Source organism: Paenibacillus eucommiae (assembly GCF_017874215.1).
Lineage (GTDB): Bacteria > Bacillota > Bacilli > Paenibacillales > NBRC-103111 > Paenibacillus_AI > Paenibacillus_AI eucommiae.
The window spans coordinates 51,730-71,017 of record NZ_JAGGLB010000024.1; the positions used below are offsets into that span (position 1 = coordinate 51,730).

The following is a 19,288-nucleotide window of genomic DNA, read 5'->3' on the forward strand; positions in this document are numbered from 1 at the left end:
GCGCTTTTGGTTTAATTGACCTGCGTTAACTCCGGTTGCAGCAGCACATGGATATCGTGCTCCAGTTGTAGCAGGTTAAGCAACATGACAACTGCTTCGGCGCGGGTAACCTCTCCCCGCGGGCGGAACGTGCCATCCTGATAGCCTGTAATTATGCCCGCATTAGCCGCCAACTCGACAAGCTTCACTGCATAGCCACTCACCTGCTTACTGTCCGTAAAGGACCGCTTGTGTTGCTGCGGCAGCGTCTCGGTATGCACCAGGCCAAGCAGTATCGTCACCGTCTCCTGGCGGGTAATCGTCTGGTTCGGGCGGAACGTGCCGTCCGCGTAACCGTTAATTACCCCATGCCCGGCGAGAGTGCCAATCGCCTGAGCAGCCCAGTGTGCTTCAATATCCGAGAGCGACCACGTCTTCTTGCCGGTGTCCTCAATTCCAAGCAGTTGCACAAGCAGCGCTGCGAATTCAGCCCGTGTGATCGTCTGATTGCCTCGCGCTGTGCCATCCTTATAGCCGCGAATCCCTTCCAATCTTGCGAACAGCCCGATCGGCTGCTTCGCCCAATGCTTTGCCAGGTCCGTGAACCTTGCTGCACCATCCTCACCCGCGGTGCTTGCAAGCAGCATCCGGAAACGGGCGAGCACTTTCTTCAGATCGAAAATATCGGACTTGAACAGCCCTTGCTCTTCCGCCGGCTCTGTTGGATCGACCGGATCAACAGGCTTCGGATCGGTTGGTTTTGGATCTGTCGGACCCGTGGGACCTGTTGGGCCCGTTGGACCTGTTGGCGTACCCGGCGTAGAAGTGCTGATGAATTTCACGCTCGCCTTCTGCTCCAGCACAACCGGCGTGCTGAACCCAATGCCAGTGACCTCAACTTTAAACTCTACCTGTTCCACTTTTTTATTGGTAACGGTAAATTCAACTTGGCCGCTCGCATCTGTGGTCAGTTCATCGTCTGTTATTTCTGCACTGCCATTTACTGCTTTGAGCGTTACCCGGTATTCCGGCAGCGCATGGCCAAAATCGTCCTTTACCGTCACGGTAATCTTCGCTTCACTTGTACCATCTGCTTGGATTTCCTTCGGTGTTACGGCAACGGTCGAAGCCTTGCTGCTGGCTGCGCCTGCTGCGAACTGCAGGGGAACCGTTTCTTTCAGCGGCTTCTCTTCCGTTACATCATACGCCTGGTAGGTCCAGCTTCCGATTGTGGTGCTGTTCACCAGGAACTTCGCATCGCCATTCGCATCCGTCGTTGCGCGCCAATTGCGGCCCATTTTTTCTACGAGCTCGACTTCACGATTGGCCATGCGATTGCCATACTCATCGATGAGCGTGACGGTAATCGTGGCATTCGTCTTGCCATCGGCTAGGATTGGTGCTTGTGTATCAACCACGAGTGTTGATGCCGCAGCATCCAGCTTGCCATTTGTAAACACAACGGTTGCGGCGCCCAGCAGTTGCTCCGATCCGCCGATCATAACATAAACCTCATATTGCTTGGACTCGACAACTCCGTTAGCTACTGCGAAGGTTGCTTCGCCGCGGGCATCGGTGACTTGCTTCCCAATCCCTGTATCGCCATCCTTAAGCGTTACTTCCTGACCGCTAAGCAAGTGCTGATGTCCATCCTTCAACGTAACTGTAATATTTGCGGTAGCCGTCCCGTTCCCAGGAACCGCGGCAGGAGCTGCGGTAATTATAGAAGCGTTAAAATCCACTTCCCCAGCGACAAACATAAGATTCGCCCGCTGCAGCAGCTCAAGTCCTGTGTCTACATCTGTTACATAAACGGTAATTTCTTCGACCGCTGTGCTCGTAACCTGGAATGTTGCTACGCCATCCGCATCCGTTGCAGCCTGCCAGCTTCGGCTAGCATCATCGGCCACATGCAGCTGCAGAGCACGGTTCGGCACGGCAAGGCCGTTAATATCCTGCAGCGTAACCGTTACTGTAGCTGCAGTTGCCCCATCCGCCACAACAGCCGCAGGAGTTGCGCTAATACTAGATCCAAGGTCAACATCTCCATTGATAAAGGATACGCGAACCTTTTGGGCGAGCGCTACTTCTTGAGCATTCGGCAGCGCAGCATAAGCGGTGTACGTCACTTGCCCAACCTCGCTGCTTGCCACGGTAAATACTGCTGTACCCGCCGCATCTGTAACCGCATTGACTGCTGTAAGCGTCGCATCGCCCCCATCCGCTTCCAGCCTGACGGTTGTGCCCGGCAACAGATGGCCATATGCATCCTTGATAACCACCTTGATCGTCGATGTGCTTGCGCCGTCTGCGATAATAACATTCGGCTGAGCCTTCACCTCGGAACGACTAGCGTCCGGTGCCCCTGTGACAAAATGAATCATCACTTGATCCGTTAGCGTAAGGTCTGTCGCAACGTCTATAGCCTTGTACGTAACCGCCGCCACCTCAGCAAGCGACACCGTAAAGCTCGCTACGCCATCGTTATCGGTGAACGCCAGCTGCGGATCGATCGCCTTCTGGCTGCCGGCCGCTTCAAGGCGAACCTGGCGCGCAGGAAGCGGATGCCCGTTTTCATCAAGCAAAGTCGCCTGCAAGGTTGCCGCGGACTGGCCGTCTGCCAGCACCTCTGTATGCGTGCTCGTCAGACTGGACAGGTTAATGTCCAAATTGCCGGCTACGAACTGAATGGTCGCTTGTTCATCCAGCGCAGCGCCGCTGAACACATCGATGGCCTGGAACGTGACCGCTTCAACCGCTGCATTGGATGCAAAGAACCATGCGCTGCCATTCTCGTTCGTCTGTACAATTACGCTGTCGATCGTTGCCCCGCCATTTAATGCCCTCAGTTCCACATCCCGATAGGCAAGCGGGTTGCCCGCCTGGTCGACCAGATTAACCATAACAACACCATGTTCGCGACCATTCGCAAGGACGGATGCATCCACAGCTTCAAGCTTGGAATGCTGCAGGTCAAGCTTTTGCTCTGGCGTAATAAATCGCAGCATAATTGGCTCTAGCGTGCTGATCTGTCGATAAGGATCGCCGATTAACAGCAGTACTGTCGCCGGATTCTCACTCGTCACCCTGAAGCGATACACGCCATCAGTATCTGAGCCTGCCTGCGCATCTAACTCTTCCACTTGAACCTGATCCATGCCATAGCCAAATGGATATACCCGCTCACCAGCCATCGGCTCGCCATCGATGTTAACCATATGAACGGTAATAAGCGAAGCTTCCTTCCCGTCTGCAAGCCGTTCATAATGGTCGACTTCAATCCGCGATTGCACGGGATCAAATACTTTTTGTACAAAGGCGTGTTGAGGCTGATACTGCCCTACCGTTCGCCCCAATGCCTCATCATACGTCTCAAACGTTACAATTCCGGCCTCACTCCGCTTTACCTTGAACGTGATATGGCCATCAGCATCGGTCAGCGCGCCGCGCAACAATTCAATTGTTGTTTTCGGATCAGAAACGAGTTGCCCTGCGTCATCCTGCGTATAGGCATGCAGCGTCAGCTCGCGTCCCTCTACCGGATTGCCCCCCGCATCCATTGCCGTTAACTGTACATTCGTCCAGTTTTCCTGATGTACGCTGGCCGGGGATTCGTAACGTTCAAATGACCAGTTTACATTGCCCTCAAAATCACCCGTCATAAACGTCATAATCGGCAAATCCCCGAGCTTGGCAATTCTTTGGCCAGTAGTATAACTCGCCAGATAAACCTCTAATTTCGCCTCGCCCACGCGGGAAATATTCAGCTCATACGGCTCATAGGAATCCTGCCCGCGATAACGCAACATAAATGTTTGCGGCCATATTTCCGTATCTCCAACCGTACCGACAACTTCAAAATATTCCCCTCCGGCCGGCTCATACGGCAATCCGTTCTCGGTCTTGAGCACCATCGTCAATTGCGGCTTCTCGCCGACCTTGAAGCTTGTTTTATTCACCTTGAGTTCAGCATCAAGCAGTTGAAGCTCGCCCGGAATAAATTTAAAGTTGTTGATTGCTGGCGCAGAAGCTTGCTGGCCATCGTACTTTACGGTTGTATAGATACTGAATGTATCCGAGCCTAAATAGCGCAGCGGAATGATCGCTTGCCCGGCTGCATCCGTTGTACCCGTAAACGTCAGTGAGCCTCCAGTCTGGCTATAGAGGGATACAATCACTTCTGCCCCCGCATAAGGATTTTCTTTTTTATCCTTTGCAGTAACCGTAAGCTTCGCCTCATCGATGCCATTGCCTAGTACCTCGGACTTATCCAGTAAACTGCTGATGACGGCATTTCCGGTTTGAATTTGCTGCGGCACCACCGTAATGGTCTCGTTCAGCTCCACTTCGCCTACTTTTATGGTGAGTACAGCGGTGCCGACAGATTCGCCATAAGCGCCAATGATAAGCCGCCCGGATGGATCTGTTTGCCCGCTGCTCATACTTAGCCTTACATGCGGGCTATTCATAGTAATACTTACATTGGCGCCCGGTAAGCTATACCCCAGTGCATCCTTCGCAAATATCGTTATTGTTGCAGGCGTGTTGCTCTTTGCTTCAATTGTTCTTGAATCGATATACACCTCTACCTTCGAGCTGTCCGGAGCACCGTAATCAAACATGATAGTAAACTGTCTAAACAGGGATGGATTAGTCCCAACATACAGACTATAATTAACCGCGCCGTATGGCAGGGCTTGAATCGTAAATTCCACCTTGCCATTGTCGTCCGTTGATAGCCCTTGCCCTTGAACAGCTCCACTTCCAGTTATGCGCTGCGCTCTTAATTGAACCGCTTGATTCGCAATCGGATGGCCGGAGGCATCACGAATGTAAGCTGTAATCGTCGCCGTCTCTGAAGTGCCGACGTGAATGGTGCTCGTCGAAATGCTCGCTGCAGAATGTGACGAAGAGAAGCCGCCCGGTACAAAGGTAAGCACAATCATCTGTGACGTATTTGTCTCCGCTTCTGTTGCAGTAATCGTTGCCTTGCCAAGCTGGCTGCCCCATACTCGAACACGTGCCTCACCGCTCGCATTGGTCGTAACCGTATCCGATTCAAAACGCACGCCCGGCAGATCTGCAGCTAGGCGGACGGACTTATTGGCAATGCCTCTTCCTTTACCATCCTTCACCGTTACCTGAAGCGTTCGTGAATCGCTGTCATTGGCAGTCACTTGACTGCCCTGGAAGCCCAAAATTTCGATTCCCATTTTGCTGCCGTCGACCGGCCCTGCAATAAACTGAACCTGAAAAGGCTTGCTCTGTGACGGATTGTTGTTCAACCAGATTTCAAAGGATTGGACACCCGCCGAATCGCTGGTAATTGTCGTATAGAACTGTCCGTCTTGATCTGTTTGGCCGGTATAGTTACTAATGGTTACAGTACCGGCAGACGTTGGCTGAAATATAAAGATATCCACGCCCGGCAGCGGATTGCCGCCCGCATCCCTTGCCGTTATTGTAACTGCTGCCTCATCAATGCCATTCGCATATTTGCCAGACTCCACCTCAACGGTTGAACGTGCCACGCTAATGCCGCCCAGCTTGAACGTCACGTTCACTGGCTGGGCGAAGCTTGCTCCGCCCGCTTCCATCGCTGTAAAGGACACCGCCCCCGGAGTCGTTGATGCCACCTGGAAAAGCGCCTTGCCGTCGGCATCCGTAGTCACTTGTGCCGGCTCGATTATTGCAGCTGCCCCGGACGCTTGCGCCAGCTCTACTTCCCGGCCTGCTAGCGGGTACCCATTTGCATTGCGCAGGACCGCTTGCACGGTCAGCTTCGTCGTCCCGTCCGCCAGCCCTTCAGGAGCCGCAGCTTCGGTGGTCGATTTCACAGGGTCCATCGCAGGGTCTTCAATCGTGAAAGCTTGCTTCTCCACTTCCTGCGTTAAGCCGTTCTCCAGCATGATGCGCACTCGCATCTCATACTTGCCTGGTGCTGTCACCTTGGCCACTTCGGTTCGCTGCGAACCGTCGTATGCAGCTGCGGCATCTTGCCAGCCCTGGCCATTGATGTTGTACTGTGCCTTCTTAATCGGGTAATCCTCGATCGTATAGGCACTTAGATAAACGGCAGCATCATCCCAATACACGAACGGCGCGATTGGCTTGGAGCTTTCTACCGCAGCCGATAGTTTGGTGCCCGCCTCTGCGGTATTCGTCACCTTGAACGTATAGGTGTTGCTTGCATAGAGCGGGCTAGTTGGCCGGTACGCAGTGACGCGAACCTGCCATTGATTGACCTCGCCACTTGCTGAGCCTAACAAGGACACATCGGCAATCGCATTACCGGTGCCTGTCGCGATGGTTGCGCCGCTTTGGTCAAGGATTGCCACCGTTGCCCGCGGGTTAGCCGCTACCGCTACAAGCTGCGTGCCACCCAGGTTTTCAGCATTTGCTTCATAAGCCAGCGTGCTTCCCTTAAAGTCAAGCGGCACTCCCGGCATCGCAAGCAGGCTTAATTCCCGGTTGCTGTCGTCGGCACTTTCCTCATAAAACTCGGCCCGGATATCATAGCCCTTCTTCGTGAAAGTAAAGGTATGTTCAACCTTCTCCTCTGCACCTAGCTGCAGCAAGCTGCCGCCTGCCTTTAAATAGTTCGTCTCAAGCACATGGCCTGCTTCATCTAACAAATACATGGCCACATTACCCTTCGCAATTGGCGCCATGTTCATATTTTGCATCATGAACTTTACGGACGTGGCAGCGCCGCTATTGTCCTGCTCGGTCTCGATGTGCACAAGCGGCTTGTTGTACTTCACCGCCAGGCGTTCCACGTACACCGGCTTCACATTATTCGTATCATCGAATTCTTGCAGCACATTGCCTTTGCCATCCTCGATCCACGCATGCAGGTACACATATAGCCCATCATCCAGAATCTCCTGCTTGCCCTTGGCTGCCAGATACGCCTTCACATCGAAGTCCAGCGCTGCAGCAAAGCCGCCGTTATCCATCTGATCGAGCGACAACTCGTCGCTAATCGTAATCGGCGTACCGATCGCATATTCATCTGTAAAGATCGTATTTTCATACAAGCCAAGCTTTATGACCCGGCCTTTGCCCCCGGCAAGCGTCGCATCGTTTTTGTTATACAGCGGTACTTGCAGCTTGCGCTTGCCGTCCTCTGCCTGCATCGTCGGGTCCGATATGCCCACATCGGCAATGTCGAGGGTAATCTTCCCTTGCTCAACGATTTGGTCGCCATTCGCAAACGTCGCCTTCACCGTATAGCCCATATTGCCAATCTTGTCTGGAATGCCATATACGTAAACCAACGATTCCGTTTGATTCGGCAGCAGCTGCACAGGATACGTTTTGGAAGCACCGTCCACGCTGATCTCGACGCTTTGAATCGCATCCAGCCCCTGGTTCACCAGCGAGAACGTAATCGGCAAGTCGAAGCCTTTGACGATTTCCTCCGGGTTCAGCCAGAACAGGTCCCCTCTAAAGGCATTTTTATACGTCCCGATTGCGCTATACAAATCGCTGACCGACTTCGATACATAGACCGGCAAGGTTTCACCATCGACCGTTGTGACGCTGCCGGCCTCAAACGCATCGGTCGTGTACGTCGTGCCAAGCAGCACGCCCTTCACTTCGCGCCCATCTGCTCCGCTCACATAGCCGGAAATCGAATCGAGCTGCGTATCCATCGGTACGGCGCCAATATCCTGCACCGCGCTCAGGTAGTACTGCCCAGCGCTAGTAACACCGAATTTCACAGCCTTAAGGCGATCATGGGTAGACGTCTCCCCGCTCGCTTCATCTGTCACGGTCTCCAAGCTTTTCCACAGAAGCGATAAATGCTCTATTGCGTTATTCGCACGCGGCAGCTTGGTAAATACAAAGCTTGGATCAATCTTTTCATTCATGCCGGTTGTCAGGTCCGACAAGCTATCGACAAAGCTGCCATCGACTTCGCCATCAGCGCGAATGGCTGCCAGCGGAATGTCATGTTCCTGCGTCCCGTCTGCGTTGCTTCGCGTCTTGTACCAGGCCAGCACAAAGCGCTCGGTACCATCGTGCCAGCGCACGCTTGCCAGCTGCGGCTTTTCATTGGCTGCGTTGTCGCTGGTCAGCTGGACGCTTTTCACCACGCCTTTCGCCTTCCAGGTTGTAGCTGCAGCTGCTGCGTCCTTGTCTGTGTTCACAACCGCATAGACAATTTCATTGTCTGCAGCATCCTGGTTGCCGCCGCCATTGACGGCATAGGCGACTGCACTTGTGCCATCCGACAGCGCAGCTGCGCTAATGCCCATGATGGTGCCATTTGTACCGTTATACAGGACATCCGGATCGCTCCAGGTGCCGCTTGCCTTGTCATACACACGGTACAGAATCGAGTCGAACCCGGAAAAATCAAGCGGGTTAGCGACATTCTGGGCATACACGTTCCGGTACGCCACAAACACTTTATCTTCGCTTACCGCAACGACCGGCGCCAGGTCCGGCGTCAGGTTATCGGTCAGCTGGTACGTTGTCCATTTGTGCCCGTCATAAATGCTCGCCATGACTTCCGAGCTGTTGTTCATGAGCATCAATTCTTCATTGGTAATCGGCTCACCGGCTTCCTTCTCGAGCGGCTTCGCCTGCGACGTCCATACCGCGGCCACGAGGCTTCCCTCGCCATCCACCTGCAGGCTGCTGTCACCGAAGCGGCGCATGGCCGGATTCGCCGTAATCGGGCCTTGCTGCTCATAGCTGCCTGATGCTGCATTGTACTTCGCCCAAGCAGCGACAGTATCTTCGACTTTCGCGCTGTCTGCATCCGACAGGTAGACAAACAAGGACCCATCGTTTGCGAGCAGCGGATTGGAGAATGGATACGCATTGGTCTGCAGCGGGTTGATTTTTGAAGGCTGCCCGCTGCTGGCCAGTGACCGCAGCTTCGCAGCTCCGTTGCCCGCGCTCTTCCAGGAACGTTCGTAGTCATCCAGATAATCCCGGTTTTCCACCGTTATCGACTGCAGCAGCTCTTGCTCCGGCTGCCCGATGGACTCCAGATACATGCTGATCGCCCGCGAAGCATTGTCCGCCGTGAGTGGCTGGTTCGCATGGTTCTCCCAGTAGTCCTCGATCTTATTCCAGTTTTTGAACAGCCAAGTACGACTATACTTTAAGGAAGCCAGGTCATAATTAATATGGATAAACAATAATTTAAAGACGACACGAATACCGACAATGCCTTGAAGCGTGAGCGCATCCCCAGACAATACGCGTTCTTCTGTATTCGCCAGGTAATTCCGGTTAAGCCACTTTGTCGTATTGTCAAACTGCAATCTTCCAAATAAACCTACTTTAAAGGCAATGATCGACAAGTCAAATCCTATACCGCCAAATGCTTCCGCATACGCAACGATTCTCAGGCTCGTCAAGTAATCATTGACGCTTTTCTTCGATGCATCTGACCAATCGTAACCTGGTTTTTGCTCGTACAGCACACTTGTCTTAAATGAAATCTCCACCGCTGCCCCGAGTTCGATCGAGAAGGTCACTGGCACGAAGCCCGCCATCATGTTCCAAACCTGTTTATACTGAAAGCCTCCGCCGGCAGTATAACCTCCTGCTTGAACAACATTATTCCATGTGGCAGTCTTTATATCGTAGCGAAGCTCACCCATGTAGTAGCCGCCGACCGAGAAGAGCGGACCCTTATCCTTCGTTCCGCCATCTTTCAATGCCTTCAAAAAGGACGAACTCTGCTCCTGCGCGTAGGTGCCGCGCGCCATCTTAAGCATGTCTCCAGCGCCTGGTGCAAAGCTTTGTTCATTTTTATTGAAAAATTTCACTTCAGATTTAGCTACCGTGTCAGGGATGCTCGATTGATTAATTTTAATGAGTGTTTTGTATGTCATCGGGTCATCCGTTGGATACAGCTGCATCGTAATCGGCCCCGCACTTAAGTTGAATTTGCCCAATAACTTCAAGGTTTCCAGCATGATCTTATCCTTATTGCTAGGCGTTGGCGCCGCAGTCGAAGTTCCTGCCATATCCCCCCGTATGCGGGCAATCTCGGACTTCAGCCCGAAAATATCGACATCTGGCACGCCAATCATGTTGACCAATGTCGGACGTGCATTAAAGCTTCGCAGAAACGCTCCCTGATCGTTGTACAGACGATAGCTGAATGTGCCCGACTCTGCCTTATCAAGCCAGATCGTCTTCGCATTAAGCACCTGCACATGGCGCGTCGTATAGTATTCCGAGAACGGGTATTTCATCGTTTCATAGCTTTGCCCCTCAGGCTTACCGCCATAGCTATTGAGCAGCTCGGCCTTCGCCTGGTCACTCACAAAGGTTTCTCCCCACCACATAAACTCACTCGTGAGGCTAATCGTCGGAAACGGATTGTTCGGTCCAAACTTACCGCTATAATCGAGCACGTCAACCCGGGTATAATCATTCCCCGTTTTTACATACTGCGCGTAAACGAACGTCTCCCGCTGTCCCGCCGAATTGCTGCGCAGCCGCTGATGCTTCGTACCGAACTCAACCTGGTCAATCGGCTTCGTATTCCCTGAGCTGTACACCATAATGGGGTAGAACGCATCGCCTGCAAATTGAACCTCCAGCACGATTTCCACCTGGTCCTTGGCCGACAAGGAATACGCATTATTCTCCAGCGTAGGGTCATAAAACTTCGTCGTATCAAAAATAACCTTCAGGCGCCCATCATTGCCGACCGTATAAGACGTGTCGACGCCGATCTCCGCTGGCTGGGCATAACGCCCGTTGCGGTATACACCACCGCGATACGTAATTTCCCCCACATACGGCTTGCCGTCCGGCTTGATCAAATACACATCAACCTCAGCCAAGCGCCGCAGTTGCAAAATATTGATCGGATACAGCTGCCGGGTCGCCGGATTCTGCTCCTTCGTCTTTAGCTGCATCTGGTCGATTACGCCCGTATACGTAGAGCCATCGTAGAACGACGTCACGTAAACATCGCTAATGATGCCATGCTCTTCGTATAGCGCCAGCTCGCCCTTCGCGTTCGTCTTCACCTCGCGCTCGATCTCGGCACCATTTTCAAGCGTTTTGTACGACAAGGTTGTCTCTGTCTTCGGGTAGAACTGGAACAAATACAGCTTGTCGCGCAGCGTCTCTACCGAGACGTCCAGATCGACATTCATGCCCGTACGGGCATGCGTCGCAGACACCTTCGTATTACCGGTCTCAAGCCCGGTCAGATGGAAGACCGACTTGGGCAGGTAGGAGCTGTAGCTGTACTCCTCAGTCGATGCCAGGTTGGCATAGGTGCCATAATTCAAGGCGGCTACCTGGTTGTCCTGGACCTTCCACGCGATCTGATCGGTGATCAGGTTCAAGTCCGTAAAGTCCGATGCATTAATGGACGTATCCTTCACCAGCGTAATGTCCCGGTTCAGGGCAAGAATCTCTTCACTTGTCATCTTGGAGATGCGATCCACATTGCTTAATGTCGTCTGTGTTGCTTCTTGCCCATCCACCGTAATTTTCAGTGCATCGGCATCGTACACATACAAATAATAGGAGTCATAAGACCATGTATTGTCCGCGCTGTTCTTTGCTTTGATTGTAATGATATACGTATCCTTTAAGCGCTTGTCAGCACCATCGACCGGAGCAAGCTGCAGCACATAATCGCCGCCGTTTCCGTTCACAGAGCTGCTCGTAAATTTGCCTGTCTTGTCGTTATAAGCAATCGTGCTTCCTGGCAACAGGACACCATTGCGCGTCACTTCAAATTCAAATGCGCTGCCTGGCAGGCCGTCAAAGTTGCTCATCGCCCAGGAGATCGGAATCGAGCCAGCATTATCCGTAAATGCCTGCCCCGCGGAGCGGTCGATTTCAAGCTTGACCGCCGGGGAACGGACAATGACATGCGAGAGCGCTGACAGGACGTGGAACTCATTTTCCGGATTTCCTGTCGAGACACGCAGTGTATATGTCGGCTGGTTGCCTACGGACAGCTTGGTGAAATATTGTCCTGGCACTTCAAAATGGATGGCGTCAATGAGCCCTGCCGTTTGTGGCCCTGACCAGGAGGCGACCGGCGTGTGCTGCTCCAAAGCGGCTTCGTCATAATACCCCTCGAACAGCTCGACCTTGAAATTCGCCTTCTTCGGCGTACCGCCGCCTGCCAGCTGCTTGTATCGTGCCATAACATTCGTCGACCAGTACATCATCACATTTTCCTGCTTGTAGGCGAGAAGTTGGTTCGCAAAGTCTGGAATAACGATCGCAGAGGAGCCGTCGTCGACAACCTCAATTGGCGCACTCGTCAGCACTGTCGCAGGCTGGAGGCGGCCATCATTTTTAATCAACAGCTTAAACGTGACCATCCCTGTCTGCTTCGGCACAATCGTACCATCCGCGAGAATCGAAGCGACTGATTCATTATCGCTCGACCAGACGAATTGATCTGCCGTCTTAAAGGTCGTTGCTTTCGGAATGCTGTAGGCGAGCTTCGTCGCCGTTTTACTAATGAGCGGCAGCTTCTTCTCGCCCGTCTCCCAAGCGCTTGGATAAACAATGCTTGCGTTATCTGCGGTTGCATACACCGGCTGTAAAATACGGAAGTAAGCAAAAGCGCTGTTCAGCATTGCCATGTCTTCCCGTAAGCCTGTATTGATCGAGCTGAGAACATCGCTATTATTATAGAACAGCTTGGCGCGCAGGAAGCCTTTCTCCTGATGGGCAGTGGAAAGCAGGTTAAAGGTCTGCTCATCAATCTTTAGCTCGCCTTGCAGCTCAAGCGGTGCGACCGGCTCCCCGCCGGCATCCCGTTTCCAGTCCAGTCCTATCTTGCCATGGTCACGATCACCGATCGAGACATACACACGCTTCTTGATGTCCTCGGGTGTAACCGTCCCATTCACAAGCCATTCATAGAAGCCGTCGGTATCTTCGAGCTTTACATTTACCTTGATCGTATCGCCCAAATAATAGGTGTCCTTATCTACGGACAGCCCGGTAAATGCATCTGCGCGGGCCGGCGTAAGTACGATATCCGGCTCGTTCGCATAGGGTGCACGATGGAAATAGTTTCCCCCGACATACTCGGGATCGGAAACAGGCTCGTTCCAATTACCGTAAAAGTCCGGCATCGCATAATAGCGCCAAGCATAGATAGAGGTTACTTTCCCCACATTTGTGGTTTGCAGGCCCTCGTAGGTTTTGGGAGCCTTTAAATAGTCTTTAATAGTCTGCTTGTCGAGCGGAACCGCAAAACCGAACTTCGACGCTGCAGTCGCAAATCGGGCTTTTGTTGGTGCTCCTGTAGTGGTTAATGAGTACCCTTTGAGCCCGTTCTTGAGCGTAATGGCAGCGGAAGCTCCTTTTTGGGACGTAATCTCAACAGGCTGATTAAAAAATACATTGACAGGCAGCAATTGGCCCGTCTTGAACTTGCCATCATTGGCCTGCGTGCGATCGACGAGTTCCAGTCCATATTTGACAGCACTAAATTTTTCCGAATAATTGAGATACAAATTATCAAAGCCGTATAAATTGCTGATCTGCCTGTGTCCTGCGATTCCAGAGATCGGAGAAAAAGATACATAGGCACCACCGTTGTACGCGTAACGAATGCGGTCTTCAGTATCCTTCAGCGACGTTGCCAGATCAAACCGATCAAAATTTTTGAAGTTGTAGAAGTGGATTAAATCCGCTTGTGCATACCCTTCATAAACGCTCGATTGAAACAAATTCCAGTCTTTTGTCCTTACATCCGCAGGATACACATACTTGATCGGGACCGCGGCATCCTTGGTCGTTTCCCCAGGCTGGAACACCACCGTTCCTTTACTTTTCCCATCGCTCAAAACAGCCCCGAGAGATCCCGGAATGACCTCGTAATGAAATGAAACAGGTACAGCCTGTGCTTTATTGAGCTTAAAGGTGATCTTAATCTGATTGTTATTAATATAATAACTAGCCCCAATGCTTGAAATGCTTACCTGTACAATATCCTGATAGTCTTCATTTTTACCGACAACATCAGCTGCACCAGGTGCCGCGCCCAATTGACTGGCTGACGTCGCGCTTGCAGCTTCAGCTTGCTTAGGGAAGCTCACAAGATTGCCGTCCGCATCAGAAGCAAGCGGATTGCCATCCTTATCAAACGTCTCGATTCTGCCCTGCTCCATTTGTTTCAGCATGCTTTCGAGGCTGTCCAGGTGCTTGCTCGTAATGTTGACCTTTCCATCCTCCAGGCCAGTAGTCGCATAGCTGATCGACTGCTCGATTTCAAACAGCTTCTGCAGCTGCCCAAGTGTAATTTCATCCCCATCCACCGTTACGGCCTGAGAAAGATCCGTCTTCGGATCTGCTAATAGAGACTTGATTTCCTCTAGCGTATAGGCGCGATCATTCAACATGAGCGGATAGCTCTGCAGCTCTCCCTCCTGATCAATTGCCCCAAGCTCCTTCATTAAGCGGAACATTCCGTCTGCTTCCTCGGCGCCGTATTCCTTTGCCAATGCATTGTAAAGTTCACTGTGCTTACCCTCAGTCTTGGCTGCCGCCTTACCGGCGATTGCCGCTGCTGCATAGGTTGGCATTGCTGTTGTTACAAGCATCAGGACGGCCAATAGCAGCGCGATATAAGCTTTCCATTTTCTCACTCGCTGTGACACTCCTTTTATCCTATTCTTTTATCCTATTCTTCTATCCTATTCTTCTATCCGTATCGACAAGACCCAGCCTTTGAATCATGTCCAGCATGGCCGGAGCCTGATCTGCGCCATACTCCTGCTCTAAAAATCGCAACAAAAAACTCCTGATATTCGCCCTATCAACATAGTAGTGCAAGTACCAGAAGTTTGTAGTCCTACGAAAGTCGTACCCCTGCAAAAAAACAGGAACAGCGCCTATAAGGCCTGTCCCTACTCAATAATGTTCCATTCTTTAGCCCTGACGACCGCTTGCCCGCGCCGCTTTACGCCAAGCTTGCCGAAAATTCGGGTTGTATGTGTCTTTACGGTCGTTTCCGCGATGCCGAAGCGTTCCCCGATATCTTTATTGGACAACCCTTGTGCAATAGCCTCCAGCACTTCGATTTCTCTACTTGTCAGTGGCTCGATGAATGGCGGGACTTCTGCTGTGGCTTGAGCACGCAGATGCACTTGGGCCGGCCGACCGGCTTCTATAGCTTCTGCAGCTGCCTTAGTATCCGATGCATTCGCAGTCACTGACCACTTATGCGTTGCAGCCTCATCCTCCAGCATTTTCAAATAGATCGTGCGTGCCAATATGAGCTCAAGCACATTTATATCCCGCTTCGTAAACACGCCTGGCACATGACGATTTTCCAGATAGAGCAAGAACGGAGCCTTTTCTCCCGGCACTACAATCGGCATACATAGAATCGAGCGCGTGCATCGTGCCTCAATATAAGCATCCTTGACAAAGTAGCTCTGCAGTGCATCATAAAGTACAATCGGCTGGTTGGTCAGTAACGTATGTCGCAGCACGCTTTGCGCATATGCTTGTGTCTGCTCTGCTGAGCGGGAAGGATATGGATCCGCCACAACGGCATAGCCCTCCTCTTTGACGCTTAAAACAAGCCCATAATCAGCGCCGGATTGGCGGATTGCCGCCTGCAGGAAGCTTTCCAGCCAATTGTCGCGATTGATGCCGAACCGCGGCAGTTGCTCCAGTATCCGCTCAAATTTGCCGTCTGCAGTTGCAGTTGCTTCAGCTTGTTTGCGCCGCGGCGGAAGCAAGCTTTTGCGTTCGCGGGAGGAATTAAGCTGTAACGGCTGTACTTCAATAGGCTCGGGCATCGCACGCAGCAGGTCAGCATGCTCGGTCCGAATCTGAGTAACCTTAGCATTCACGCCCCATAAGGAATATGCTGTACATGCATCCATCATCGCGATCATTGCGCCGGCCCGGCTCATCAATTGATGCTCATAATAATGGGCCAACCGTTCACAGATAATCCCTTCCATTAATCCATTTTTTTCTGTCTTCGCCTGCTTGGCAGCAGCCCAATACGCATCGATGACTTCGCTTGGCGAACCTGCAATTCGCTTCCATTCCGCCTCTATAAGTCCATGCGCAGCTGATTGCGAGCCGAAAATGCCCCGCCATTTTTTCATACGTTTCAATTGCTTGCGCAATGCTTGACGGATCCATTTACGCTCTGCCGTCCCGGCCTTCGGGTACAGAGCCGAAATTGTCATCGTTTCATAGAAACGATGCCTTCGAACACTCGCCCAGTCTGAAGCCAGCTCATTGGTTCTGGCGAGCTTTGCCCAGTACAGCGCTTCTTCGTACCGAGCGGACAAATACGCTACCTGCAGCCTGCAGCAGCAGCTGTAGTTATCTTCCTTGCTTTGTTCCGCTTCTCCGCTTGCTGTTCCGGGAATGGCAATAAAAGCCTCTTGGAGAGATGCATCTCGAAGCGCTGCTGCAAACTTACCCGTAATGCCGACGATTTCCATCGTCTTTTCTATCGCGTAATACCTCACGTATACCGCAATACTATCCAATAGCTCAGCTAATTTATACAGATCGCCATTATATGTAATCAGGCAAGTAATGATAGCCATATTGACAAAGCCGTTATCCCCAAGCTTCATGCCGCGGTGCAGGGATTGTCTCAGATAGGCTTCCGATTCTGCAGGATGCTCCAGTTGCTTGAACATCCCTCTCAGAAAGGCGAAATGGTACTTGGATTGGGGCTGGGATGCATGCATGTTCATGAGGTTATCCGAATCCGCAAAGTAGGAAACCTGCGCGTAGCCCGGAAGGACGCGCTGCAGCAGCAGCTCATAAATTACAATGATGGCCGCCAGCAAATCATTCATCCCTTTATTTAGGCCATACCGAATAAATCGGGCGTATAATTCAATTAATGCCCCGGCATTATGAAGCAGCATAGGAAATGAAAGCTGCAGCATAAGGCTGCAATGTGTCCTATATTCGGCATCCTGTTGTACAGCAGATCGCTGCACGTTGCGCCGCTTACGATACAAGAGAAGCTGGGTCTGCGCCACTTCCTTGGCTATCGACAACAAGGATGGATTTTCCTTGAGCTGCCACCCATACTCATGCAGAGCTTGGTTTCCATATTGAACCGCAATTTGATGATTTGCCAGCGTATGGAATTGAATGAGATGCTGCCAGAGAAGCAAGCGCTCTGTTTTGCTAAGCCGTTCTCCGAGCTGCATCAGCCCCAGCAGCAGCTCCCTTGCCGGCTCCAGCTCTCCGCCGCCATACAACGAACATGCCAGGTCAAGCTTTAAATGAAAAGAAATCTTCTCTACCGCACCGGTACCTGCCTGCCCGAGAAAGCGTAGCCCTGCCTCCGCGTAATACCTCCCTTTCGCATACTGCCCATTCTGTACAGCCTTATTGCTAGCCTGCAGATTATACGATGCAAGCTGCTCGAGCTCCTGCCGCGGCGTCCCCTGGATACCGCGGTTTAAATGATCGACGGCCGCCATCAGCGTCGAATCCGCGCCTTCCATCACCCCGGATAGCAGCTGCTTCCCTACCCGCCAATGCCTCTGCGCATTGCGGCCTGCGTCATGCGCATACGCAAGCCGATGCAGGTGGGGGTGCAGGAACAGGTATTGCTTCTCTCGATCCGTACTCCCCTCTTCACCCTCATCCTCACGGCCGATAATGCCCTCCGCCTCGGCAGCATACAGCAGCCGTAGCGTTTCCTTCGGCTCATAGCCGCATACTTCCGCAAGCAGCTGCGAGCCAAAGGAAGGACCGATCACTGCAGCTGTCGCCAACAGCCCCTTCGCCTCCTCGGCGAGCGCGGCGAAGCTCTGCTCCATCAGCTGTACATCCGAGCCCTCCGGTCCCTGCGAATGTACGATATCGGCATCCCATATCCATCTGCGCAGCTCATCTTCAAAGCGCAGATGCTTCTCCCGAACCCAGCTCTCCAGCAAATGCCGGATTGCTCGCGGTATGCCGCCAGTCTAATTAAAAACAGCCCGGGTTAGCAGACGTATGCGCAGTGAGCTGCCATGCAGTCCGCATTCCAAATAATTCCTCACCTCATCGTAGCCGAGCGGCTGAAGCGTTATCTGCTCGGACGGAAAGGTCCGCAAACGCTCATTCAACCAAGCTGCCTCTAGGACATCCTCTAGCTCGGCACCCTGCTCTCCCGATGTGCGACAGGCTCCAATGACGAGCAAGCCAGCGGCGGCATGCGATTGCGCCAGCGTTTCAAGTACCGAGCATAAGCTCGCCTTGGCACGTTCCATATGATCCAAGAACAGGACGAGCGGGGGACTGTTTGCGGCAAAGAAGCCAATGAGCCGCGTCAATAGCGGACCGGTGTCCTTCCCGTTATCTACAGAAGGCGCGGTGCGTTCGCCTGGTGCTTGGCCGGCAAACATCGGCTGAGCTCCCGGCAGCAAAGAGGCGATGATTTGCGCCTCTTCCCCGAACTCCGCCTGCAGCCGCTCTCGCAGCAGCGCAATATGTCTTGGGGGCTCGCTCCACAGCTGCTCCAGCCACTCGCCAAGCGCTTGAAGCAGCGGCCTATAAGGGGAGGCATGCTCCGCCTGAACAGCAGTCCCCTCCACAAAGCGTCCTCCCCACCGGGCGGCAGTTAGCCGCAACTGGTGCACAAGCGCCGTCTTGCCAACGCCTTCCTCTCCGGTTACCCAGCGAAAAGCAAGCCCGCCGCTTGCCGCCTGCTGAATCCCGTCTTCGAGCTGCTTCATAGCTTCACTGCGTCCGAATAACGTATCGGGAACACGAAATTGCCGAAGATGATCCAGGCTGCCAACTTCAAAAGGAGCTATCCTGCCGCTTTCGGTGAGCATGCTGTCGCATTGCTGCAGGTCGTCCAGCAAGCCATATGCGCTCTGGTAACGATCCTCGGGCGACTTGGAGAGCAGCTTCATCATCATCGCTTCCAGCGGGCCTTCCGTGTCCACCCGAAGCTGAGCGAGCGGGAGAGGCGCCTGCTGGATATGCACGGTCTCCCAGTCCTCATCCTGTCCAGGCTGAAATGGCAGCTGACCGGCCAGCAGCTCGTAATAAATTACGCCCAATGCATAAAGATCACAGCGTTCATCCGGTATCCGATTCATTCTGCCCGATTGTTCCGGCGCGCGATACGCCTCGTGCCATTGCACACTTTCTGTGAGCCATGCCGACAAGCCACCGGCTGCAATGACAATATTCGCGGGGTTCAAATACCCGATTATAGCTATTTGCTGATGCTCACGGTGCACCATTTCTGCCACCAAAATCGCAAGCCTAGTAAATTCCGAAAGCGCAAGGGTAGGCCCGGTTACATATTCTACCAATCTCTTGTTAGTATGATGCGACATGATCATGT

The 19,288-nt window shown here is 52.7% G+C and carries 3 protein-coding genes; all 3 read right to left on the reverse strand.

The genetic code is table 11. From position 1 onward, the window contains the following. Positions 1 to 11: 11 nt before the first annotated feature. Positions 12 to 14,594, reverse strand: coding sequence for an Ig-like domain-containing protein (locus tag J2Z66_RS28230; RefSeq protein WP_209976089.1), 14,583 nt, complete (start codon positions 14,592 to 14,594; stop codon positions 12 to 14). Positions 14,595 to 14,855: 261 nt separating this feature from the next. Further along, positions 14,856 to 17,882 (reverse strand): LuxR C-terminal-related transcriptional regulator, encoded by a 3,027-nt coding sequence (locus J2Z66_RS28235; protein WP_209976090.1) that lies wholly within the window; start codon positions 17,880 to 17,882, stop codon positions 14,856 to 14,858. 30 nt (positions 17,883 to 17,912) lie between these two features. After that, complete coding sequence (locus tag J2Z66_RS28240) at positions 17,913 to 19,280, reverse strand: ATP-binding protein (protein WP_209976091.1); 1,368 nt, start codon at positions 19,278 to 19,280, stop codon at positions 17,913 to 17,915. Positions 19,281 to 19,288 lie beyond the last annotated feature (8 nt).

Coding starts and splice junctions, on each gene's coding strand:
- J2Z66_RS28240 (WP_209976091.1), bottom strand. CDS start 19,280: ATGTCGCATCATACTAACAAGAGATTGGTAGAATATGTAACCGGGCCT.